Raw genomic sequence first — 23,753 nt, 5'->3', positions numbered from 1 at the left:
TGTCGCCACCGAATGTACGAGCCAATCGCTACATCTAGTGGTTGGATTGCAGTGGTGACCCACAAGTTGTGGTCCCCCTGGTCTTCGCGGTCACCGAGATCGCCTATGCTTGGGGCTGCTTCGTGGGGCTGGTGAGACCCATGAGGTCCATGCGTCGTGCTGAAAAGGAGGGTTGGAGCCATGCACTGCCCCTTCTGCAGGCACCCCGACAGCCGCGTCGTCGACAGCCGTACGACCGACGACGGCACGTCCATCCGCAGGCGCCGCCAGTGCCCCGACTGCTCCCGTCGTTTCACGACCGTGGAGACCTGTTCGCTGATGGTGGTCAAGCGGTCCGGAGTCACCGAGCCCTTCAGCCGTACCAAGGTCATCAACGGCGTGCGCAAGGCATGCCAGGGACGACCTGTCACCGAGGACGCACTCGCCCAGCTCGGCCAGCGGGTCGAGGAGGCGGTGCGGGCCACCGGGAGCGCCGAGCTGACCACCCATGACGTGGGTCTGGCCATACTCGGCCCCCTGCAGGAGCTCGACCTCGTCGCCTACCTGCGGTTCGCGTCCGTCTACCGGGCGTTCGACTCGCTGGAGGACTTCGAGGCCGCCATCGCGGAACTCAGGCAGCAGCGGGAGCGCACCGCCGTGGACGAGGACGACCACGAGATCACTGACGCGGAGCGCCAGGGAACCGACCGCGGGTCCACAGGGGCGGCGGACGCCCTCGTGCCCGCCACCGCCGACTGACGGGCGGGCCGGCCCGGTCCGGCCCCGTCGACGGCGCACACAGACCCGTCACGCGCGCCCGCGTACGACGCGCGTGACAAGCAGACACACAACACCGTGCCTGGGAAGAAAAGGGCACGTCAGGGCGTTTTTGCCTGATACAGGGAGGCGGCATGACAGAGACGGCGAGCGGTCCGGCACGAGGTTCCCGAGCGAAGGGCACCAAGGCCACCAAGGGGCTGCGCATCGAGCGCATCCACACGACCCCGGGCGTGCACCCGTACGACGAGGTCGAGTGGGCGCGCCGTGACGTCGTCATGACCAACTGGCGCGACGGCTCGGTGAACTTCGAGCAGCGTGGCGTCGAGTTCCCCGAGTTCTGGTCGGTGAACGCGGTCAACATCGTCACCAGCAAGTACTTCCGCGGTGCCGTCGGCACCCCCCAGCGCGAGACCAGCCTCAAGCAGCTGATCGACCGCATCGTGAAGACCTACCGGAAGGCCGGTGAGGACCACAGGTACTTCGCCTCGCCCGCCGACGCGGAGATCTTCGAGCACGAACTGGCGTACGCCCTCCTGCACCAGATCTTCAGCTTCAACAGCCCTGTCTGGTTCAACGTCGGCACGACCCAGCCCCAGCAGGTCTCCGCCTGCTTCATCCTGTCCGTCGACGACTCCATGGAGTCGATCCTCGACTGGTACAAGGAAGAGGGCATGATCTTCAAGGGCGGCTCCGGTGCCGGCCTGAACCTCTCCCGCATCCGTTCCTCCAAGGAACTGCTCTCCTCCGGCGGCAACGCCTCCGGCCCGGTCTCCTTCATGCGCGGCGCCGACGCCTCCGCAGGAACGATCAAGTCGGGCGGTGCCACCCGCCGCGCCGCCAAGATGGTCATCCTGGACGTCGACCACCCGGACGTCGAGGACTTCATCGAGACCAAGGTGAAGGAGGAGGAGAAGATCCGCGCGCTGCGCGACGCGGGCTTCGACATGGACCTCGGCGGCGAGGACATCACCTCCGTCCAGTACCAGAACGCCAACAACTCGGTCCGCGTCAACGACACCTTCATGAAGGCCGTCGAGAACGGCGAGAAGTTCGGCCTGCGCGCCCGCATGACCGGTGAGGTCATCGAGGAGGTCGACGCCAAGGCCCTGTTCCGCAAGATGGCCGAGGCCGCCTGGGCCTGCGCCGACCCTGGCATCCAGTACGACGACACGATCAACCACTGGCACACGTGCCCGGAGTCCGGCCGTATCAACGGCTCGAACCCGTGCAGCGAGTACATGCATTTGGACAACACGTCCTGCAACCTCGCCTCGCTGAACCTGATGAAGTTCCTGAAGGACGACGGCAAGGGCAACCAGTCCTTCGACGTCGAGCGCTTCTCGAAGGTCGTCGAGCTGGTCATCACCGCGATGGACATCTCGATCTGCTTCGCGGACTTCCCGACCCAGAAGATCGGCGAGAACACCCGCGCCTTCCGCCAGCTCGGCATCGGCTACGCCAACCTCGGCGCCCTCCTCATGGCGACCGGCCACGCCTACGACTCCGACGGCGGCCGTGCCCTCGCCGGTGCCATCACCTCCCTGATGACCGGCACCGCCTACCGCCGCTCCGCCGAGCTCGCCGCGGTCGTCGGCCCGTACGACGGTTACGCCCGCAACGAGCAGGCGCACCTGCGCGTCATGAAGCAGCACTCCGACGCCAACGCCACCGCCGTCCGCATGGACGACCTGGACACCCCGGTGTGGGCCGCGGCCACCGAGGCCTGGCAGGACGTCCTGCGCCTCGGCGAGAAGAACGGATTCCGCAACTCCCAGGCGTCCGTCCTCGCCCCGACCGGCACCATCGGTCTCGCCATGGGCTGCGACACCACCGGTGTCGAGCCCGACCTGGCGCTGGTCAAGTTCAAGAAGCTGGTCGGCGGCGGCTCGATGCAGATCGTCAACGGCACCGTGCCGCAGGCGCTGCGCCGCCTCGGCTACCAGGAGGAGCAGATCGAGGCGATCGTCGCCCACATCGCCGAGCACGGCAATGTGATCGACGCGCCGGGCCTCAAGCCCGAGCACTACGAGGTCTTCGACTGCGCCATGGGCGAGCGTGCCATCTCCCCGATGGGCCACGTCCGCATGATGGCCGCGATCCAGCCGTGGATCTCCGGCGCCATCTCCAAGACGGTCAACATGCCGGAGTCGGCGACCGTCGAGGAGGTCGAGGAGATCTACTTCGAGGCCTGGAAGATGGGCATCAAGGCACTCGCGATCTACCGCGACAACTGCAAGGTCGGCCAGCCGCTGTCCGCCAAGAAGAAGGAGACCGCCGAGAAGCAGGCCGAGGCGCCCGCCGAGCCGCAGGTCGAGAAGGTCGTCGAGTACCGCCCGGTCCGCAAGCGCCTCCCGAAGGGTCGTCCCGGCATCACCACCTCCTTCACGGTCGGCGGCGCCGAGGGCTACATGACCGCCAACTCCTACCCGGACGACGGTCTCGGTGAGGTCTTCCTGAAGATGTCCAAGCAGGGCTCGACCCTCGCAGGCATGATGGACGCCTTCTCCATCGCCGTCTCGGTGGGCCTGCAGTACGGCGTGCCGCTGGAGACGTACGTCTCGAAGTTCACCAACATGCGCTTCGAGCCGGCCGGTATGACGGACGACCCGGACGTGCGGATGGCGCAGTCGATCGTCGACTACATCTTCCGCCGCCTGGCGCTGGACTTCCTGCCCTTCGAGACGCGTTCCGCGCTCGGCATCCACTCCGCCGAGGAGCGTCAGCGCCACCTGGAGACCGGCTCCTACGAGCCGATCGACGACGAGGAGGTCGACGTCGAGGGCCTGGCCCAGTCGGCCCCGCGCGCCCAGGAGCTGAAGGCGGTCGCCACGCCGAGGACGGAGTCCGCGGCGGCCCAGCCGGCCCCGAAGCAGGCGCACACCAGCGCCGAGCTGGTGGAGATGCAGCTGGGCATCCAGGCCGACGCGCCGCTGTGCTTCTCCTGCGGTACGAAGATGCAGCGGGCGGGTTCCTGCTACATCTGCGAGGGCTGCGGCTCGACCAGCGGCTGCAGCTGACCTGACCCCGCCGAAGGGCGGCACGGCCACCGGTCGTGCCGCCCTTCGGCGTCGACAGCCCCTGGGACAGGGGGCGGCTCTTGGTACGGCGGGCGCCTCCTGGTACGGGGGCCGCCCCTAGGACAGCGGGCGACCCATGACGCGGGCGAAGCCCTCCGGGTCCGTGTCGAAGCCATGGACGCCCGGGTGGAACGTCCACTCCCCGGAGGAGTCGCGTACGAACTCGGCCACCCTTGCCGCGGTGGCGCCGAGGACGTCTCCGAAGTCGTCCTCGGCGAGCACGGTGTAGTCCTCGCGGACCCGTAGCGCCGGGTTCAGGACACCGACGAAGGTCCTGCGGCCGGCGTGCTGCTGGATGGCGACGCCGACCACCACGCGCGCGTACCGCTCATCGAGCCGGTACAGCTCCACGGTCATGACCTCGTCCCAGCCGAAGCCCTTGCCGTCCCGGCTGTCGCGGTTGAGGTAGATCGTGCCGTCGGGGGACCTGCTGTCGAAGTGCACCACATAGGCTGGGGCCCCATAGGGGTCGTCCGCCAAATAGGTCGCGGCCACTATGTCGAGGTCGGTGGGTGGCTGGCCGGAGGGACTCGGGTCCCACTTCACCGCCAGTTCGACCTTGCGGATGCCCTTGTTGAGACCGGTCATCTCTCCATCCCCTCCCCGTCGTCATGTGCCCGTGCGGGAACTCCCGTTCCATGAGGGCCAGTTGTCCATTGTGCCCCGCGCGCGGGGGCGCTCGCTCGGGTGCACTCCGCAGGAGCGTGACCAATGCCACGCAAGCTGGCCTTACGATGGCGCGGTGCTGGTCAAGTGGATTCGCTGCACCGTGGTCGACCGCCGCGGTTTCGAACGGGGGCAGCGAAGGTGGGCGGGGCTTCTGGGGGAGCCGGGATTCCGGGGACAGGGCGGGGGTTTCAGCCGGGTCAGGCCCGGCGTGGCGCACATCTTCGCGTTCTGGGAGAGCCGCGCCTTCTACGACTCGTTCATGGCGCGCTCGCACGATCGGCTGGCCGCCTCGCAGGGCGGCACGTTCAAGGACCAGCAGGTCAGGCTCTTCGACCACCGCTTCGATGTGAAGACCGGCTTCGAGCCCCGCTTCACCGACGCCGACGTCGTGCGTGTCGCGCACTGCCGGATCCACGAGGAGCGCGCCGAGCACTTCGCACTCATGCAGGAGAAGGTCTGGAATCCGGCCATGGCGGGCTCACCCGGCATGATCCGCGGGCTGTTCGGTGAGGCGCCGGGCCATGAGTTCCTGATCCTGTCCATGTGGCAGTCGGCGGCGGAGCACGGCAAGTACCGGGAGGAGCGCGTGGAGCGGCTGGCGCTGCGGGCGCAGACCGAGGCGGATGTCGCGGCGCTCACCGGGGACATCGTGGAGCTGGAGCCGTCGTGGACGGTCTGACCCACATCGTTTGAAATCCGGACGGACCGATGGGGGTGGTGGCTCCGGTGTGACCTGCGCCTTATGGAGGGCCTTGAGTGCCCGTTCGGCCGTCACTCGATCTAGGGTTTTGGCATGGCACGACCACGGCGCATCGTCCTTGTCCGGCACGGCGAGTCGGTGGGCAACGCCGATGACTCCGTGTACGAGCGCGAGCCCGACCACGCGCTGCCGCTCACCGAGAGGGGATGGCGACAGGCGGAGGAGACGGGCAAGCGGCTGCGGGAGCTCTTCGGCAGGGAACGCGTCAGCGTGTACGTCTCCCCCTACCGCCGCACCCATGAGACGCTCCGCGCCTTCCACCTCGACCCCGACCTCGTCCGGGTGCGCGAGGAGCCCCGGCTGCGCGAGCAGGACTGGGGGAACTGGCAGGACCGCGAGGACGTGCGGCTGCAGAAGGCGTACCGGGACGCCTACGGGCACTTCTTCTACCGCTTCGCGCAGGGCGAGTCCGGAGCCGATGTGTACGACCGGGTGGGCGGCTTCCTGGAGAGCCTGTTCCGCAGCTTCGAGGAGCCGGACCATCCGCCGAACGTGCTCCTGGTGACCCACGGGCTCGCCATGCGGCTGTTCTGCATGCGCTGGTTCCACTGGACGGTCGCGGAATTCGAGTCGCTGTCCAACCCCGGGAACGGCGAGACGCGCATGCTCCTGCTCCAGAAGAACGGCAAGTACCGGCTCGACCGGCCCTTCGACCGCTGGCGCGACCCGGATCCGTACTGGGTCACCGGTTAGAGTGGCAGGGCGATGACCTCTGACTTCTCCCCGCCCGGGCGCCTGGAACGCGCGCTCGCCTGCCTGCGCGGACTCTCGGTGGGGGACGCGCTGGGCTCACAGTTCTTCGTTCCTGCGTACTATCCGCTGCTTCAGCGCCGCGAGCTGCCGCCGGGCGTGTGGCAGTGGACGGACGACACCGAGATGGCCTGTTCGGTGGTGTCCGTGCTGGCCAGGCACCAGCGCATCGACCAGGACGAGCTGGCCCGCTCCTTCGCCGAGCACCACGACTTCGACCGCGGCTATGGACCGGCGGTGGGCCGCCTCCTCAGGCTCGTCCGGGAGGGCGGCGACTGGCGCGAGCTGGCGGCGGCGCTCTTCAAGGGGCACGGGTCGTGGGGCAACGGCGCGGCGATGCGGATCGCGCCGCTCGGCGCCTGGTACGCCGACGACCCCGAGCAGGCGACCCACCAGGCGGAGATCTCCGCGTACACGACGCACCAGCACCGCGAGGCCGTGGCCGGTGCCATGGCCGTGGCCGCGGCGGCCGCCCTGGCCGCCGACCCGGCGGGTCCGCCGAGCGCGGAGGCCCTGCTCGACGGGGTGATCGCGCTGGTACCCAGGAGCGCCGTCGCGGCAGGATTGCGCAGGGCCCGGGACATGCTGGACTACGGCGACGCGACGACGGTCGCGGCCGTGCTCGGCTGCGGGCGGCGTACGACGGCGCACGACACGGTGCCGTTCACGCTGTGGTCGGCTGCGCGCGCCCTCGGTGACTATGCGGAGGCGTTCTGGACCACCGCCCAGGTGGGCGGCGACATGGACACGACCTGCGCGATCGTCGGCGGAGTGGTCGCCGCCGGGAAGGCGGGGGCTCCGCCGGGGGAGTGGCTGGAGCGAACGGAGCGGTTGCCGGAGTGGGCGCCGTCGCTTTCGTAGGCGGCAGGGACCGCTGAGCGGGGTCCCGCTCAGCGGGACCGGTCGGCCGCACAGCCGGCACTCGGAACGGCTCCTTGGCCGTCGCCGGGCCTGGACGCGTTCGGCCGTCGGCAGTCCGTCCGGCCGTCCGTCCTCGTCCACCGGTTCCGGAGCGGGGACGAGAACGGACGGCCGAACGGGGACATTCAGCCGGCGGCCGGGCCCGCCGCGCCCGCCAGGGCCTCCAGGTCGCTCCTCCGCACCCGGATGACCACCCCGGCCGTGACCAGAGCCAGGACCGCCATCGCAGCCGCCGGCACGAACGCCGTCGATATGCCGTGGGCGAGCACTTCGTTCCCCCACGGAGCCGGCAACTGGTGCGTCTTCGCGAACTGAGCCCTCTGCTCCGCCGTACCGTTCGCGAGGAATTTGGGCAGTTGCTTGCCCGCCTCGTCCCTGCTCGCCGTCCCGAACACCGTGGTCAGGATCGACAGACCGAGCGAACCGCCCACCTGCTGGGTGGCGTTGAGCAGGCCCGAGGCGGCCCCCGCCTCGTGCTGGGCGACGCCCGAGACCGCGGTGAGCGTCAGCGTCACGAAGTTCAGGCCCATCCCGAAGCCGAATACCAGCATGGGGCCGAGCACACCGCCCGCGTAGGAGCTGTCCGGCTTGATCAACGTCTGCCAGCCGAGCCCGATCGTCACCAGCGTCGCGCCCACCAGCATGAACGGCTTGGGGCCGAGCACCGGCAGGAACCGCTGCGACAGGCCCGCGCCGATCACGATCGCCACCGTCACCGGAAGGAAGGCCACGCCCGCCGAGATCGGCGTGTACCCCAGCACGTTCTGCACGAAGAGCACGATGTAGAAGAACATGCCGAACATCGCCGCGGCCAGGCTCAGCATGATCACGTACGTGCCCGAGCGGTTGCGGTCGGCGAACATCCGCAGCGGTGTGATCGGCTCCCTGGCTCGCCTCTCGATGAAGGCGAACGCCAGCAGCAGCACCACGGCCGCCGCGAAGGACCCGATCGTGAGGGTGTCCCGCCAGCCGTCCTCGGAGGCGCGGATGAAGCCGTACACCAGCGACGCCATGCCCGCCGTCGAGGTGAGCGCGCCGGCGATGTCGAAGCGGCCCGGATGGCGTTCGGACTCATTGATGTACCTGGGGGCGAGCACGGCGATCAGCACGCCGATGGGCACGTTGACGAAGAGGACCCAGCGCCAGTCGAGCCACTCCGTGAGCATGCCGCCGGTCAGCAGACCGATCGCGCCGCCACCGGCCGAGACGGCGGCGAAGACTCCGAACGCCCGGTTGCGCTCCGGACCTTCGGCGAACGTGGTGGTGATCAGCGCGAGCGAGGTGGGCGACGCGATCGCGCCACCCACGCCCTGCAGGGCGCGCGCGGCGAGCAACTGCCAGGGTTCCTGGGCGAGTCCGCCGAGCAGCGAGGCGAAGGTGAACAGCAGGATGCCCGTCATGAACACCCGGCGCCGGCCGAGGATGTCACCGGCCCGTCCGCCGAGAAGCAGCAGGCCGCCGAAGGTGAGGGTGTAGGCGCTGACCACCCATGTGAGGTCGGTGGTGCTGAACGACAGCGCGTCTTGAATGTGCGGGAGTGCGATGTTCACAATCGTCGCGTCGAGTACCACCATGAGTTGGCAGGCCGCGATGACGGCGAGTGCGATGCCGGGACGCCCCTCCCGGCGGGCGGCTTTCGGCTTCTGGTCCTCGAGCAATGGAGAGGTTGTCACGATGGGTCCCCCCACGAGTGCGTAGTGAACGGCTGCGTTCACTGTCCCGTCACACGGTAGTGAGTCCCCGTCAGTGAACGCAAGCGTTCACTGAGTTCGTTGCCGTGCTGCGCTGCCCAACTGCGCGCCCTATCCTCTTCAATCCCCGCTTCCGCTGCTCGACGGAGAAACACAGATGGGTACTTCCTCCGGGACGGCCGCCACGGACCGACCGGCCTCACCCCGCCGGCGTGGCGCCGTGCTCGAACGCGCGATCCTCGACGCCGCGCTCGAGCAACTCGGCACGGTCGGCTGGAAAGGCCTCACGATGGAGGGTGTCGCCGCCGGCGCCCAGACCGGCAAGGCGGCGGTCTACCGCCGCTGGCCGTCCAAGGAGGACCTCGTCGCGGACGCGCTCCAGGCCGGACTGCCGCGCTTCGACGAGGCGCCCGACCTCGGAAGCGTGCGGGAGGAGCTGCTGGCCCTGTGCCGGCAGGCGCGCGACGCGATGTACTCACGACCCGGATTCGCCCTCCGGTCGGTCATTCACGAATGCGACACCCTGGAGGCGGAGCGCTTCCAGGGCGTGATCTACGGGGGTGTCATCGAGCCCAGCATCAGGCTGCTGCGCCAGGTCATCACCCGTGGGATCAAGCGAGGAGAGGTGCGGCCCGACGCGGCGAACGGACTTGTCTTCGACGTCATGCCCGCGATGATGATGTACCGCGCAAAAATTAGCGGGTGCGAATGGAATGAGCGGGACATCGAGGAGATGGTCGATCAGCTGATGGTCCCGCTGTTGCGTCCGGCGGGGGCCTGACCGAAGCCCCCGGGACACCGCGCGGGCCCGGCTGCGGCGTCGTGCCGGCGCCCGTCCGGGCGGCCGGCGGCGCGGCTGCCGTTGCCCGGGGAAACCGGGGTGTCGCTCGGCGATCCCGGCGGCGTACGCTAAGGGCGCCATGCCGTACGAACCACCTACTCACACCGTCGAGCGCTCCCTTCGCGCAACGACCGGAGCGAAGGTCATCGCCGGTGTCGACGAGGTGGGGCGCGGCGCGTGGGCCGGTCCCGTCACCGTCTGCGCGGCGGTCACGGGTCTGCGCCGACCGCCCGAGGGCCTCACCGACTCCAAGCTGCTGACCGTCAAGCGGCGCACCGAACTCGCCGAGCTGCTGCAGAAGTGGGTCACCGCCTACGCCCTCGGTCATGCCACCCCGGAGGAGATCGACGACCTCGGGATGACGGCCGCCCTGCGGCTCGCGGCGGTACGCGCCCTGGAGGCGCTGCCCGTCCGCCCCGACGCGGTCATCCTCGACGGGAAGTACGACTACCTCGGCGCCCCCTGGAGGGTCCGTACGGTGATCAAGGGCGACCGGTCGTGTGTGGCGGTCGCGGCGGCCTCGGTGATCGCCAAGGTTCACCGCGACAAAATGATGGCCGAACTGGGTATCGACCATGCAGACTTCGGTTTTGCGGCCAACGCCGGTTATCCCTCACCGGTGCACAAGGCCGCACTGGAGGAACGGGGACCCACCCCGTACCACCGCTTGTCGTGGGCGTATCTTGATGCGCTGCCCCAGTGGCGGCACCTCAAGAAGGTCCGCAGCTGGGCGGACGGAAGCGTTCCGGAAATCGAGGGCCAGCTCGGCTTCGACTTCTGACCGGTTCCGGTCGTACTGACGTGCCACCCGCCGATGCCGGTCGCTTCGGCGTTTGATAAAAATCAGCTCATGCCTCTCATTCCCGAGGAGCCTCAGATTCACGAGAGTGCCCAGGGTCCCCGCGCCACTCCGGCCGGCGGCCGTACCGCGCCGACCCCCCGTCCCGTACCGGGCCCCCGCCCCGCGGCCCCTGCCCGCCCCGGCCGTCCGGGGCCCACCCGGCCGGTGCCGGCCCAGCGCACCCCGCGCGAGCCGGCCAAGCCCGGACCATCCGCTCCCGCCTCCGCTCCGCAGATCCAGCTGATCCCGGCCTCGGCCGAGGGTGCGCTGGATGCCGCCGAGGAAGCCGTCGACCTGCTGCTGGAGTCCGGTCGCGCCCCTGGCGACGTGCTGGTGATCACCACCGGCGAGCCGCACCCGTGGGCCGCGCACGAACTGTCCTTCGGCGAGGCGGCCTACTGGGCGCAGCACGACGCCGGTGACGACGTCTTCTACGCCGACGCCTCGGTCGCGTCCCGTGCCGCCGCCCGACCCGTCGTCGTGGCCGCCGTCAACGGCGGCACCGACGCCACTGTCGCCGCCGCGCTTCCGCTGGCGCTCACCCGGGCCGGTGCCCTGCTGATCGTCTGCGGCGACCCGAAGCAGATCAACTCGGTGCTGGGCGCGGGCGTCTGAGCGGTCCGGTTCCGGTCCGGTCCGCTCGTGTTCCACTCCTTGCGCCGGGGCCCGGAGCCGGTGCGCCGGTTCCGGCTTCGGCCGGGCGGTCGGAGGGCGCCGCGCCGTCGGCACCGGAACGGCGGTCCCTTCGGCATGCCCTCGTGCGGTCGGCTTCCGCCGTCGACGTCCCCGGCCGCGGGCGTCGCTTCCGGCGGCGCCGTGTCGCTCAGCGGGCGGCGGCCCGGCGCAGCAGGTCCGCGGAAACGCCCCCGGTGCGATGCTGCTGCAGCGGTATGCCCGCGGCATCGAACTCCTCGGGGGCCGACTGGGCGTTGGGGCGGCGGCCGCCGCGGTCCTCACCGAGGACCTGCCAGCCGTCGCGCGTCAGCGTGATGTACGCACCGCAGCGCAGCCCGTGCAACGTGCACGCGTCGCGCAGGCCCCACATCCACGCCCCGTCCTCCTCCGTCCACCGGATGTCGCCCTCCCGGCAGTAGAGCAGCACCGCCGTGCGCACCGGCGTCCGGCGCCTCAGGTCGTGCGGGATGACCCGGCGCAGCTGGGCCAGCAGTGCGTTACGGAACACCCACCCGTCCGCGGGGGCGGGACGCCGGGTGAACGACGCGCTGGCGCACAGCCGTTCGTCCGGGTCCAGAACGGCCACCACGGCCGTGGAGGGCCGTGGCCGGTGTCGGGCGTGCAGCCCGCTGACGACTTCCCGGGGGTTGCGCAGCAGGGGAATCCCGGCGGCCGCCCACTCCGCCGGCTCGAGCAGTCGGGCCACGGGATGGGCGGAAGCGGCGGACGGGTCGGCGGAACCTGCCAGGGATGCCGCCGAGGACGGAGCGAATCCGAAGGTCACGATCCTCCCTTCGGCTGACGCGCCCACACTGCGGGCGGGGTGGGATGGGGGGCGCGCACCGCAGCAGAGCCCTGCCGGATCACGGGCGAGCCGTGCGGGGAGCGGACCTCAATTCTTCCCGCCGAACTGGGTTGCGGCAACGAGCAATTGTGGCTGCCGACCGGTTTTTGGTGATGTGTGGCCTATATCCACGCTACTTCTCTGCCCAGTGTTTTCCCGGCGAAGGAACGGGACACGCCTGTACGGCCAGGACGGTCATCGTCCTGTGCCTGGTCCTGCCCTTTGCGAGCAGCTCGTCACGGTGGGTGAGATGGCCGATTGTCAGTGCCATCGGGTTGCATGGGAACATGGACGAACTCGAGCTCCGCGCTGAAGCCGACGCCATCCTCGCCGAGCTCGTCGGTGATCCCGGGGGCTCGGCCCGGCTGCGGGAGGACCAGTGGCAGGCGGTCGCGGCGCTGGTGGAGGAGCGCCGGCGTGCCCTGGTGGTGCAGCGCACCGGCTGGGGGAAGTCCGCGGTGTACTTCGTCGCCACCGCTCTGCTGCGCCGGCGAGGCTCCGGCCCGACGGTGATCGTCTCGCCGCTGCTGGCGCTGATGCGCAACCAGGTCGAGTCGGCGGCGCGCGCCGGTATCCGGGCGCGCACCATCAACTCGGCCAACCTGGAGGAGTGGGACGCCATCCACGAGGAGATCGAGCGCGGCGAGACCGACGTTCTCCTCGTGAGCCCGGAGCGCCTCAATTCCGTGGACTTTCGCGATCAGGTGCTGCCGAAGCTCGCGGCCACGACCGGCCTGCTGGTGGTCGACGAGGCGCACTGCATCTCCGACTGGGGGCATGACTTCCGGCCGGACTACCGCCGGCTGCGGGCCATGCTCGCCGAGCTCGCCCCCGGAGTGCCGGTGCTGGCCACCACCGCGACCGCCAACGCGCGGGTCACCGCGGACGTGGCCGAGCAATTGGGTACCGGAGCCGGTGAGGCCCTGGTGCTGCGCGGCCCGCTCGAGAGGGAGAGCCTGAGGCTGGGCGTGGTCGAGCTGCCGGACGCCGCGCACCGGCTGGCCTGGCTGGCGGAGCATCTCGACGAGCTGCCGGGTTCCGGGATCATTTACACGCTGACGGTGGCCGCGGCCGAGGAGGCGACCGCCTTCCTGCGGCAGCGCGGCTTCCGGGTGGCCTCCTACACGGGGCGCACGGAGAACGCCGACCGGCTGCAGGCCGAGGCCGACCTGCTGGAGAACCGGGTCAAGGCACTGGTGGCGACGTCGGCGCTGGGCATGGGCTTCGACAAGCCTGACCTGGGCTTCGTGGTGCACCTCGGCTCGCCGTCCTCGCCGATCGCCTACTACCAGCAGGTGGGGCGGGCCGGGCGCGGTGTCGCCCACGCCGATGTGCTGCTGCTGCCGGGCAAGGAGGACGAGGCCGTCTGGCGCTACTTCGCCGACACCGCCTTCCCGCCCGAGGAGCAGGTTCGGCAGACCCTCTCGGCCCTCGCCGGTGCCGGGCGGCCGCTGTCCGTGCCGGCCCTGGAGGCGGCGGTGGACCTTCGACGCAGTCGGCTGGAGACGATGCTGAAGGTGCTCGACGTGGACGGGGCGGTCAAGCGCGTCAAGGGCGGCTGGGTCTCCACCGGTCAGCAGTGGGTCTACGACGCAGAGCGGTACGCCTGGGTGGCGCGGCAGCGGGCCGCCGAGCAACAGGCCATGCGCGACTACGTGAGCACGTCCCGGTGCCGGATGGAGTTCCTGCGCCGACAGCTGGACGACGAGGGGGCGACCCCGTGCGGGCGTTGCGACAACTGCGCAGGTGCCTGGGCCGATTCCGCCGTTTCGGCGGAGGCGTTGGCCGGGGCGGCGAAGCAACTGGACCGCCCGGGGGTGGAGGTCGAGCCGCGCCGCATGTGGCCGACGGGGATGCCCGCGCTGGGCATCGACCTCAAGGGGCGTATCCCGGCCGCCGAACAGTGCTCCACCGGGCGCGCCCTGGGGCGGCTCTCCGACATCGGCTGGGGCAACCGATTGCGCCCGCTGCTGGCGGAGAACGCTCCCGACGGTCCGGTCCCCGACGACGTCCTGCGGGCCGCGGTGGCGGTCCTCGCCGACTGGGCGCGCTCCCCGGGGGGCTGGGCCACGAATGCGCCGGACGCCTCCGCACGGCCGGTGGGAGTCGTCTCCGTACCGTCCCTGACCCGCCCACAACTGGTGGGGTCCCTCGCCCAGGGCATCGCGGCCATCGGCCGCCTCCCGTATCTGGGCACCCTGACCTATACCGGGCCGGGTGGCGCGCACGCGGCACGCCGCAGCAACTCCGCCCAACGCCTCAGGGCGCTGTCCGGCGCCCTGACCGTCCCCGAGGAGCTTGCCGCCGCCCTGGCCGGCTCTCCCGGTCCCGTGCTGCTCGTGGACGACTACACCGACTCCGGCTGGACCCTCGCGGTGGCCGCCCGCCTCCTGCGTCGGGCAGGCAGCGAGCAGGTCCTTCCGCTCGTCCTTGCCGCGGCAGGCTGAGCTGCCCTCATCGGGGTCCTTTTCCGGTCCGCTCCGGAACATAGCGGGTCACACCACTTCATACGTGCCCTTCGCGTCCCGGCGCTGCCCAAGTCCTCCTCGGTGCGGCTGGTCGTGCACACGACTTGCCGACGCCTTGACGATCCGTTCCACGAGCGTTCAACCAGTCGTCTGTGTCCGGGTTGTGTGCCGTCCTTAGGGTCCCTGCGGGTTTCGAAGAAAGGGACTCATGGACGCACTCCTCGCAGTCCGGGCTCGCGGGATCAGCAAATGCTTCGGCGACGTCATCGCACTCGACAGCATCGACCTGGATGTGACCCCAGGTCAGATCCATGGTCTGGTCGGACCGAACGGCGCCGGCAAGACCACGTTGCTCGGTCTGCTGCTCGGCCTCGCCGTTGCCGACAGCGGCCGCCTCGAAATCCTCGGCGCGCCGGTCGGTCGGGCGCTCGCCGCTCCCGACGGTGTCGCCGGCTTCGTGGACGGGCCCGGCCTCTATCCCTCCCTCACGGCCAGGCAGAACCTCGCCGCGCTGGCCGCTCTCCACGGCCGCGACGCGCGGACAGCGGCGGTCGACGACGTGCTCGACCAGGTCGGGCTCACCGATGTCGCCGACGACCGGACCCGCGGCTTCTCCCTCGGTATGCGTCAGCGTCTCGGGCTCGCCGCCGCCCTGCTCACCAAGCCCCGGCTGCTTGTGCTCGACGAGCCTTCCAACGGCCTCGATCCGTCGGGCAAGAGACACGTGCACGGTGTCCTGACCCGGCTCGCCGCGGACGGAACCAGCGTCGTGCTCTCGAGCCACCGCATGGACGACCTCGAGGCACTGTGCTCCGAGGTCACCATCCTGGCCACCGGACGGGTCGTCTTCTCGGGCCCGTTGAGCAAGCTGGCAGCCGAGCACCGTGAACTCGACTACCGATTGCGGACCTCCGACCCCCAGGCCGCCCGCCGACTGGCCGCCGACACGGCCGGGATCGGCGTCGTCGACGACGCAGGGGCACGGCGCGACGACGAGGTGCTCGTCGTACGGGCGCTGGTTCCCGCCCTCGACGAACTGGTGGTGGCGCTCGTTCAGGCGGGCATCGCGGTGCGGGAGCTCGCCCCCGTGGTGTCGCCGCTCGAAGCCGCGTTCCTCGCCCTCACCGAGCAGCAGGAGGCCGGCCGATGACCACGACCGTCGCCGAGGGCACCGTCGCCGGGGTCCGCCGCGTCTCGGTTTCCCGCGGCTACCGCTTCGAGCTGGTCAAGCTCGTCTCGCAGTGGCGGATCCGCCTGCTCGTCCTCGCCTGCTGGATCGCGCCGGCGCTCTTCGTCGCCGGAGTGAGCCGACAGAGCACGCTCCCCGCCGACACCCTCTTCGGTCGCTGGATGCACGCCACGGGGTGGGCCGGACCGCTGGTGACACTCGGTTTCGCGGGCACCTGGGCGCTCCCGCTGCTGACCTCGGTGGTGGCCGGTGACGTGTTCGCCGCCGAGGACCGGCTCGGCACCTGGCGCCACCTGCTCGTGGCGGTCCGGTCGACCAGGCGGATCTTCGCCGCCAAGGCACTGGCCAGCCTCACCGTCATCCTGCTGCTGGTGACCGGGCTGGTCTGTGCCGGCACGGTCGGCGGGGTCGTGGCGGTCGGCAACCAGCCGCTGGTCGGCCTCGACGGCCACCTGCTGACGCCGGGGGACGCCGCCGGCAGGGTCCTGCTCGCCTGGGTCTGCGCCCTCGCCCCGACCCTGGCCCTCGCCGCGATCGGACTGCTCGGGTCGGTCGCGCTGGGGCGATCCCCGACGGGGCTGCTGCTGCCCCCGATCGTCGCGCTCGCGATGCAGGTCGCCCAGATGCTGCCGCTGCCCGTCGCCGTGCGCCTCGCCCTGCCCGGCTACGCCTTCATCTCCTGGAACGGCCTGTTCACCAGCCCGGCGCAACTCGGCCCCCTCCTGATCGGCATCGTGGTCGGCCTGGCGTGGGCGGTGACCGCGACAGTGCTGGCCTACCTGCTGTTCGTGCGGCGGGACTTCACCAATCCGAGCTACGACGGCTCGGGGCGCCGTGCGGTCACCGCCGGAGTCCTGCCGCTGGTCGGACTGTTCGCCGCCACGGTCACGGTGGTCGCCGTGGCGACCCCGTCGACGGGCTCCGGAATCGAGCAGGACAAGGTACAGCGCTCGGTCGCCACGGCATTCGCCCACCTCTACCGCATGCAGACCCGACAACTCCACCGCCCCGCCGTCACCGAAGCCCAACTGCGGGTCACAGCGGCGTGCAACAAGGGCGACGGCCAGGTCGCCGCCCAGGGGGCGGGCAACGACTGGCGCTGCGTCGTCACCTGGCACCTCCCCGGCGTCGCGGCCCCGGGGACGGCCATCTACCAGCTCGACATCGCCTCAGACGGGCGGTTCGTGGCCGACGGCGACGGACCGAAGGAAGTGAACGGCTACTTCCTGGTGCGGACCCCGACCGGAGACGCACCCAACCCGCTTTGGCAGTTCGACGGCAACGTCGAACTGCTCGACACCACCCCGAAGGGATAGTTCCATGCAGGTAACACGACAGCGTCGGACCAACGAGAAGGCGCAGGTCAGCCTCTTCGGTAGACGCGTCGGCCGCCGGACCATGCTGGTCACGGCGGGCATAGCAGTCGCTCTCGGCGTCACGGGCACCGCCGTTGCCCAGACGTACCAGTTCGGCACCCAGCAGGTCGGCCAGGTCACCGCCAACGGCCAGGTTGTCTCCGCCGACCAGTACATCGCTCCGTACGGCACCCGCACCGTCATCGACGACGGCAAGATCATGTCGTCGTCCGTCAGCCCGGACGGCAGCCATCTGGCGGCCTCGATCGCCGATGGCCCTGCGTCGCTGGTCATCGTGGACCTCAAGACCGGACAGGTGAAGCAGCGCGTCGGCAGCAACGCGAAGGACGACCTGCGCATCAAGAGCGGCTCCGTCGGCCAGGAGGGCCCGACGTACTCGCCCGACGGTTCGCAGCTGTGGCTGGGCCAGAGCGACGGCTACACCAAGTTCACCGTGAACCCGGACGGCACCCTCTCCAACCCGACGACCATCACGATCCCGGCCGACGGATCCAAGCACGCGCTGGTGGGCGCGGCGGTGTTCTCGGCCGACGGCTCCACCGTGTACTCCGCGGTCAACGGCCAGAACCGGGTGGTCGCCATCGACGCGGCGACCGGGACCATCAAGCAGAGCTGGGCCGTGGGCAACGCCCCCCGTGGCATCGCCATGGTCGGCAACAAGCTCTACGTCAGCAACGAGGGCGGGCGTCCGGCCAAGGCCGGCGAGACCACGATGAACTCCTACGGCACCCAGGTGCCGGCCAACCCGGCGACCGGTGCCGCCACCAGCGGCACGGTCAGCGTCATCAACCTGGCGAACCCGTCCGCCGCCGTCGGGAGCATCGACGTCGGTCTGCACCCGACCGCGGTGTACGCCAGGAAGGGCGCGGTGTTCGTCACCAACACCGCCGACAACAACGTGTCGGTCATCAACACCGCCAACGACAAGGTCGTGCAGACCATAGCCACCCAGCCGTGGCCGGAGGCGTCGGTGGGCTATGAACCGAACGCGGTGACGCTCACCGACGACGGCCACCTGCTGGTGACGCTCGGCCGGGCCAACGCGGTCGCCGTCTACCGGTACACCTCCCCGCAGCAGCCGGCGAGCTACGTTGGCCTGCTCCCGACGGACTACTTCCCCGCGGAGATCGCCACCGTGGGCAAGAACGTGGTCGTCTCCAACAGCCGTGGTATCGACGCCCGCCGCCCCACCACCGCCGCCGGCCACGGCACCCACGACACGACGTCGAGCCTGACGCAGTTCACGCTGCCGGACGACAGCGTCATCAGGTCCGAGACGGCCAAGGTCTTCAAGCAGAACGGCTGGACCGCGGGCTCGGTCAGGCTGAGCCAGGGCAGGAGCACGGCGAAGCCGGTGCCGGTCCCGGTGCGGCTCGGGGCCCCCTCGACGATCAAGCACGTCTTCCTGCTCGTCAAGGAGAACCGGACCTACGACCAGGTCTTCGGTGACCTGAAGCAGGGCAACGGTGACCCGTCGCTCACGCAGTTCGGCGAGAACGTGACGCCGAACCAGCACGCGCTTGCGCAGCAGTTCGGGCTGTACGACAACTTCTACGACGTCGGCACGAACTCCGCCGAGGGCCACAACTGGCTGATGCAGGCCGACAACCCGGAGTACACCGAGTCCTCCGCCGGTGAGTACACGCGCAGCTACGACACCGAGGACGACGTTCTCGGTCACCAGAAGTCCGGCTTCATCTGGACCGGTGCGCAGGCGGTCGGCAAGTCCGTCAAGGACTTCGGCGAGTTCCAGTCGATCGAGAGCAAGCCGGCCGGCGCCACCTGGCAGAACCTGTACTGCGACGCCAAGAACATGGAGGCGACCGGGCAGAAGACCGCCTATCCCATTCAGACCGGTTCGGCGATTCCGTCCCTCAACAAGGTGTCGGTGCCCGGCTTCCCGCTGTTCGACCTCAGCGTCCCGGACATCTACAAGGAACAGATCTGGAAGCAGGACTTCGAGAAGAACGGTCCGGCGAACCTGAACATGTTCTGGTTCTCCAACGACCACACCGGTGGTCCGCCGAGCCCGGCCGCCGAGGTCGCGGACAACGACCTCGCGGTCGGCAAGATGGTCGATGAGATCACGCACAGCAAGTACTGGAAGGACTCGGCGATCTTCGTCGTCGAGGACGACTCCCAGGCGGGCCTCGACCACATCGACGGCCACCGTGCGCCGGTCCAGATCATCAGCCCCTGGGCACAGCACGGCAAGGTCGACAACCACTACTACTCGCAGATCACGATGATCCGCACCATCGAGCAGATCCTCGGGATCCACCCGATGAACCAGAAGGACAGCGCGGCCACCCCGATGTTCGGGGCATTCACCCAGAAGCCGAACTACACGCCGTTCAAGGCGCTGCCCAACCGGACCTCGCTGACCGACGGCCTGAGCACCCAGCCCTCCTGCGGCACGGACACCCCGGCGCCGCAGGACGCCAAGGCGGCGCCCGCGCCGACGACTGCGAAGGTGCCGGCGACCGAGCAGAGCGTCGCGGCGCAGTGGAAGGCCTGGGCGTCGCACCAGCGCCTGACCGGGCCGGGCGCCGTGCCCGACTTCGCCAACCCCGCCCAGATGAACCACCTCACGTGGTACGAGACGTACAACTGGACCAAGCCGTACCCCGGCGAGAACAAGATCTACGCACCGAACGACGTGCCGGGCGCCTACATCCCGTCGTCGGAGTCCGACGGCTGACGTAACTGTTCGGATCGAGGGGCCCCAGGCTGGCGTCACCGCCCGCCCGGGGCCTTTTCCGTTGTCGGTCATGGCGTCAAGGCAACCCCATCGGTCGGACATCGTGCGAGCAAGCCCGGCTGCCTGTGGACAACTCCTGGCGTGCCCATGGCCATGGTTGTCCACAGGCCCAAGCGGAATTCCAAGATCCGCGAGATGGTCGCCGCATGACGAACCACGACGAAGCGGCCGGCCCCTCCGGCATCGGAGACATGCACGGATCCGCACACCACAGCGGCGAGCCCACCGCGTACCCCGGACACGGCGGCTCGGCGGGAGGACCCGGCGAGACCCAGGTCACCCTGCGTACTCCGGCCGAACTGGCCGACGCCCTGCCGTATCTGCTCGGGTACCGCCCGGAGGACAGCATCGTGCTGGTGGCACTGCACGACCGGGACGGACGGGGAAGGTTCGGCGGGCGCGCACGGCTCGGCATCCCCGCTCAGCCCGGCGACTGGCCGTCCGCGGCACAGCAGTTGGCGCGCGGCCTGGTGACCGGCAGCGAACGCAGAGGTGCCCGACCGGAGAACATGGTCGCCTACCTCGTCCAGGAACCATCGAACGGCGAGACCGGACGCGATGTGATGGAACGCCTCCGACCGCTGGCCCAGTCGTTGCGCACGGCCTGCGGCAGCCTCGACGCGCCCGTGGTGGAGGCCCTGTGCCTCTCCGACGGCCGCTTCTGGTCGTACGTGTGCCCGAGCCCCGGCTGCTGTCCCTCCGAGGGGCAGCCCATGGGCCTGCCCGGTACCTCCGTCCTGGCCGCCGCCGCGACCTACGCGGGCCTTCAGGTGCGCGGCACGCTCAAGGAGTTCCGGGCAAGGCTCAGCCCCCGGGAGACGGCGTCCGTGCTGGATCAGGAAGTGGCGCTGGACGCCGCGAGCATGGCGCTCGTCCGGAGAATCCTGGACGACGGCACCCGCGACGAGGTCGCCGCCGAGACGCTCGCACTCGCCGAGCGGGTCATGGCCCGACTCGCCGAGGTCCCGACGGTGTCCGGAGCCCCGGCGGCGGACCTGCGCGACGACGAGCTGCTCGGGCACGACGAGGCCGCGACCCTGATCGTCGGCCTCCAGGACCGCATGACCCGCGACCGCGCCGCAGAGTGGATGGAGGGCGCGGAGGCCGCCGTGGCGCTGCGGCTGTGGCGCGCCCTGGCCCGCCGCTGCGTCGGCTCGTACGGAGAGCACGCCGCGGCGCCGTTGACACTCGCCGGGTGGGTCGCCTGGTCGACCGGCGACGAACTGGAGGCTCGTGAAGCCCTCGCCATGGCCCTGGCCGCGGACCCGGACTACCTCTTCGCCCGCCTCCTGCACCAGGCCTGCAACGAGGGCCTGAGCCCGGAGACCGTGCGCCGCTGCCTGCGCGCGGAACGGGTGGGCCGTGACCGGAAGCAGGGCCCAACCGCCACGAGGCGGGACGGCACGGCCGAGCCGCCGGGCGGTGCCGAGCCCTGCGCCGCGGCCGGGGAGCCCGCTCCGCAGCGGCCCGCCCACGCCGCCGCTCCCCGGCGCAGGCGCACGGCCCGCCCGGCGAGCGGCGGAAGCCGGCCGCCCCGTGGCCCCGCCCAGGCGTCCGGAGCCCGGCCCCGGCCTCCCGCCGACATCCCGTCCGCCGGCGAAGGGCCGCGGCGGACGACGGAGGAGGCGAGCGGTCGGTCCCCTGCCCGCCGCCGTCCCGGCCGGAGTACGGGGGAGGGTGGCACATGAGCGGGTGCTGCCGCGCGGCATACGGCCGTTCGGTCGGCTTCCCCTCCCACGGGCGTGACCTGGGGCAGGCGCGATCCGTTCACCTGAGTGGCGGAACCCGTGCTCGGGTCGCGCCGCCGCATCGCTCACGACCCTCTCCGGAGCCGCTCATCCGGCTCCGGGCGCACCCCAGGCGTACCGAGCGCAGAGAAAGCCGCCCCATGCCCCTGCCCGCACCGTTCTCCACCCCCGACGGCAACCGGCGTCCCCGCCACGGCCCCTCGGCGCCCCACCCTGCCAGGGGTGTCCCACCGGCCGTGCCCAGGACGCCGGGCGGCACACCGGCTCCTGTCCCGCACGTCGACCGGCTCCAGGCCTGCCCTGCGCCGCCGCCCGCTCCGCCGCGCCGCGTGGCCGACCTGCCGCCCGCCCACACCGCACTGATCTGCGTCGCCCTGCCCGGCCTTGTGATCTCCACCGATCAGGGACAGCTGACGGGGCAGGGCCTGGAAGGGTTCTACCGCGCGGGCCGGCGCGTGCTCTCCCGCTGCCAGGTGCGGGTGGCCGGGCGGGAGCCGCTGCCCGTGCAGGCCCGCATGGTCGCGGCCGACCGGGCCCGCTTCGTGGGGACGGTGCACGCGTCCCCCGACGCGGGACCGGATCCGGACGTCGTAGTGGAGCGCGTCCGGTCCGCCGACGGCACGGAGCGGATCACCCTGCACAGCGCGGCCCCCCGCCCGCTGCGGCTGCCGGTGGAGGTGGCCCTGGGCACGGACCTCGCGGAACTGGGAGAGATCGCCTCGGGCAGCACCGGACCCGAACTTCCGGCCACCGTCCATGACTCCGGGCTGCGCTGGTCCTGTCGGAAGGGCGACTGCGCGGTCACGGTCGCACCGCCCCCCACGGACGCCCTCGCCTCGGCCGGGCTCCTGCGCTGGGAGCTGGAACTGCCGCCCGGCGGGACGCGAAGTGTGGAACTGCGGGTGCGGCCGGACGGCGCGGGCCCGGTCAGAGCGGTGGGACGCGGCGCGACGAACCCGCTCGCGCAGACCCGGGCCACCGGGGACGACCCCCGTGTCCAGCCGCTGCTGCACACCTGCGTCGAGGACCTCCGGGCCCTGCTGCTCCGGGACCCCGCGCATCCTTCCGATATCCAGCTGGCGGCCGGAGCGCCGTGGCGCTGCGGCCCGGCGCCCGCGGAGTCCCTGGTGGCGGCCCGGATGACGCTGCCGCTCGGCACCCGGCTGGCCGCGGGCACGCTGCGGATCCTCGCCCGTACCCAACTCGGTGGCCCGGGCCTCCGCTCGGGCATGATCCCCGGGCCCCGCCGGGACGCGGGCGCGTATCTGCCAGCGGGCTGCACGGGCACCGAGGCCACCCTGCTGTTCCCCGTGCTCCTCGCGGAAGCCTGGCGCTGGGGGCTTCCCGAGCGGGACACGCAGGAGCTGCTGCCGGCGGCCGAGCACTGTCTGCGGTGGCTGCGCACCACCGTCGGCGACGGCGTCTACCTCCCCGACCCGCAGCCGGCCGGGCCGCTGCGCTGCGAGACCCAGGCGCATGCCCACCGCGCCGCGGTGGTCGGCGCCGACCTGCTCGACGCGTGCGGGCGACCGGGCGGGGCGGAGCTGCGCGCCTGGGCCGAGGAACTGCGCGACGCGTTCTGCGAGGACTTCTGGATCGAGGACCGGTCCGGTGGCAGACCGGCCGCCGCCCGCACCCGCGACGGACACCTCGTACCGCACCTCGGCGCGGGCGTCGCCCACCTCCTCGACACGGGACTGCTCGGCTGCGGCACCCTGGCGCCCGGTCTGCTGGACAAGGTGCGCACCGAGCAGCTCGCCCGGTTGCTCGGCGGCCCCGCCATGGACTCGGGCTGGGGGCTGCGCGGACTGGCGGCCAGGGAGACGGCGTACAACCCGTTCGGACACCGCGGGGGAGCGGTCCGGGTCCAGGAGACGGCGGTCGCCGTGGCGGGACTGGCCGCCGCCGGGTACGAGAAGGAGGCGGGCGGGCTGCTCGGCGGGATGCTGGCGGCGGCGGAGGCGTTCGGATACCGGCTGCCCGAGATGTTCGCCGGCGAGCCGCGGACGGAAGGGAGCGCGCCGCTGCCGCATCCGGCGGCCTGTCGACCCGCCGCCACGGCGGCCGCCGCCGGGGTGCTGCTGCTCACCGCGCTCGTCGGAATCCGTCCCGATGCGCCCGCCGGGACGGTGACCCTGTGTCCGGTCCGCAGCGCCCCGCTCGGCGAGATCGTCCTGACCGGACTGAGGCTCGCCGGCGCGCCCTTCTCCGTGCGGGTGGGCCGGCTCGGCCTCGCCATGGTGGAGGAGGCGGCAGACGGGCTGCAGCTGGGGGTGTGACCTCGGATGATGCGGCGCGGCAGGGCGGAGGGCGGCCGTCGATGACACCTGCACCGGACAGAAGTGGATCAGCTGCCGAAGCGGTCGCGGAAGGGAGTGTTTAT

The 23,753-nt window shown here is 71.0% G+C and carries 17 protein-coding genes; 14 read left to right on the top strand and 3 right to left on the bottom strand.

The window, feature by feature from the left end; translation table 11 throughout:
• The first annotated feature begins 180 nt into the window (after window positions 1-180).
• On the top strand, window positions 181-738 hold the full coding sequence (gene nrdR / locus ACFYZJ_RS02700) for a transcriptional regulator NrdR (protein WP_388562049.1): 558 nt from the start codon (window positions 181-183) through the stop codon (window positions 736-738).
• A gap of 152 nt (window positions 739-890) precedes the next feature.
• Window positions 891-3,776, top strand: a complete 2,886-nt coding sequence (locus ACFYZJ_RS02695) for a vitamin B12-dependent ribonucleotide reductase (protein ID WP_388562047.1) — start codon at window positions 891-893, stop codon at window positions 3,774-3,776.
• 117 nt (window positions 3,777-3,893) lie between these two features.
• On the opposite strand, the gene ACFYZJ_RS02690 is transcribed toward ACFYZJ_RS02695, so the two are convergent.
• Window positions 3,894-4,424, bottom strand: coding sequence for a TerD family protein (locus tag ACFYZJ_RS02690; RefSeq protein WP_388562045.1), 531 nt, complete (start codon window positions 4,422-4,424; stop codon window positions 3,894-3,896).
• Between the two features lie 154 nt (window positions 4,425-4,578).
• Between ACFYZJ_RS02690 and ACFYZJ_RS02685 the strand changes: the two genes are divergently transcribed.
• The 3 genes from ACFYZJ_RS02685 to ACFYZJ_RS02675 all read left to right on the top strand — a co-directional run bounded on the left by ACFYZJ_RS02685 (window position 4,579) and on the right by ACFYZJ_RS02675 (window position 6,876).
• Entirely contained in the window at window positions 4,579-5,184 is a 606-nt protein-coding gene (locus ACFYZJ_RS02685) for a YdbC family protein (protein ID WP_388562043.1), read from the top strand.
• A gap of 114 nt (window positions 5,185-5,298) precedes the next feature.
• On the top strand, window positions 5,299-5,958 hold the full coding sequence (locus tag ACFYZJ_RS02680) for a histidine phosphatase family protein (protein ID WP_388562041.1): 660 nt from the start codon (window positions 5,299-5,301) through the stop codon (window positions 5,956-5,958).
• Between the two features lie 12 nt (window positions 5,959-5,970).
• Window positions 5,971-6,876 carry an ADP-ribosylglycohydrolase family protein gene (locus ACFYZJ_RS02675; protein WP_388562039.1) on the top strand — a complete coding sequence of 302 codons (906 nt, stop codon included), beginning with the start codon at window positions 5,971-5,973 and terminating at the stop codon, window positions 6,874-6,876.
• A gap of 185 nt (window positions 6,877-7,061) precedes the next feature.
• On the opposite strand, the gene ACFYZJ_RS02670 is transcribed toward ACFYZJ_RS02675, so the two are convergent.
• On the bottom strand, window positions 7,062-8,609 hold the full coding sequence (locus tag ACFYZJ_RS02670) for an MFS transporter (protein WP_388562037.1): 1,548 nt from the start codon (window positions 8,607-8,609) through the stop codon (window positions 7,062-7,064).
• 175 nt (window positions 8,610-8,784) lie between these two features.
• On the opposite strand from ACFYZJ_RS02670, the gene ACFYZJ_RS02665 reads away from it, so the two are divergent.
• From ACFYZJ_RS02665 to ACFYZJ_RS02655, 3 genes are all read left to right on the top strand, one after another.
• Window positions 8,785-9,408, top strand: a complete 624-nt coding sequence (locus ACFYZJ_RS02665; protein WP_388562035.1) for a TetR/AcrR family transcriptional regulator — start codon at window positions 8,785-8,787, stop codon at window positions 9,406-9,408.
• 139 nt (window positions 9,409-9,547) lie between these two features.
• Window positions 9,548-10,249 (top strand): ribonuclease HII, encoded by a 702-nt coding sequence (locus ACFYZJ_RS02660; protein ID WP_388562033.1) that lies wholly within the window; start codon window positions 9,548-9,550, stop codon window positions 10,247-10,249.
• A 69-nt stretch (window positions 10,250-10,318) separates the two neighbouring features.
• The gene (locus tag ACFYZJ_RS02655) at window positions 10,319-10,924 is read left to right on the top strand and encodes a hypothetical protein (RefSeq protein ID WP_388562031.1); all 606 of its coding nucleotides are present in this window, start codon (window positions 10,319-10,321) and stop codon (window positions 10,922-10,924) included.
• 208 nt (window positions 10,925-11,132) lie between these two features.
• Here the strand turns inward: ACFYZJ_RS02655 and ACFYZJ_RS02650 are convergent, their stop codons facing one another.
• Entirely contained in the window at window positions 11,133-11,768 is a 636-nt protein-coding gene (locus tag ACFYZJ_RS02650; RefSeq protein WP_388562029.1) for a hypothetical protein, read from the bottom strand.
• 347 nt (window positions 11,769-12,115) lie between these two features.
• Here ACFYZJ_RS02650 and ACFYZJ_RS02645 point away from each other — a divergent pair, with 347 nt between their 5' ends.
• From ACFYZJ_RS02645 to ACFYZJ_RS02620, 6 genes are all read left to right on the top strand, one after another.
• Window positions 12,116-14,275, top strand: a complete 2,160-nt coding sequence (locus tag ACFYZJ_RS02645; protein WP_388562027.1) for a RecQ family ATP-dependent DNA helicase — start codon at window positions 12,116-12,118, stop codon at window positions 14,273-14,275.
• 229 nt (window positions 14,276-14,504) lie between these two features.
• Complete coding sequence (locus tag ACFYZJ_RS02640) at window positions 14,505-15,446, top strand: ABC transporter ATP-binding protein (protein ID WP_388562025.1); 942 nt, start codon at window positions 14,505-14,507, stop codon at window positions 15,444-15,446.
• The gene (locus ACFYZJ_RS02635) at window positions 15,443-16,801 is read left to right on the top strand and encodes an ABC transporter permease (protein ID WP_388562023.1); all 1,359 of its coding nucleotides are present in this window, start codon (window positions 15,443-15,445) and stop codon (window positions 16,799-16,801) included. The genes ACFYZJ_RS02640 and ACFYZJ_RS02635 overlap by 4 nt, the downstream gene beginning before the upstream one ends.
• Before the next feature lie 4 nt (window positions 16,802-16,805).
• Complete coding sequence (locus ACFYZJ_RS02630; RefSeq protein WP_388562021.1) at window positions 16,806-19,562, top strand: alkaline phosphatase family protein; 2,757 nt, start codon at window positions 16,806-16,808, stop codon at window positions 19,560-19,562.
• Between the two features lie 206 nt (window positions 19,563-19,768).
• A complete protein-coding gene (locus ACFYZJ_RS02625; RefSeq protein ID WP_388562019.1) occupies window positions 19,769-21,310 on the top strand; it encodes a DUF4192 family protein in 1,542 nt (513 codons plus the stop codon).
• Window positions 21,311-21,510: 200 nt separating this feature from the next.
• On the top strand, window positions 21,511-23,649 hold the full coding sequence (locus ACFYZJ_RS02620; protein WP_388562017.1) for a glycogen debranching N-terminal domain-containing protein: 2,139 nt from the start codon (window positions 21,511-21,513) through the stop codon (window positions 23,647-23,649).
• The last annotated feature ends 104 nt before the right edge of the window (window positions 23,650-23,753 follow it).

Source organism: Streptomyces sp. NPDC001848 (assembly GCF_042891915.1).
Taxonomy (GTDB): Bacteria; Actinomycetota; Actinomycetes; order Streptomycetales; family Streptomycetaceae; genus Streptomyces.
The sequence above is the reverse complement of the archived record's forward strand: the minus strand, read 5'-3'. Positions and strand labels throughout refer to the sequence as shown.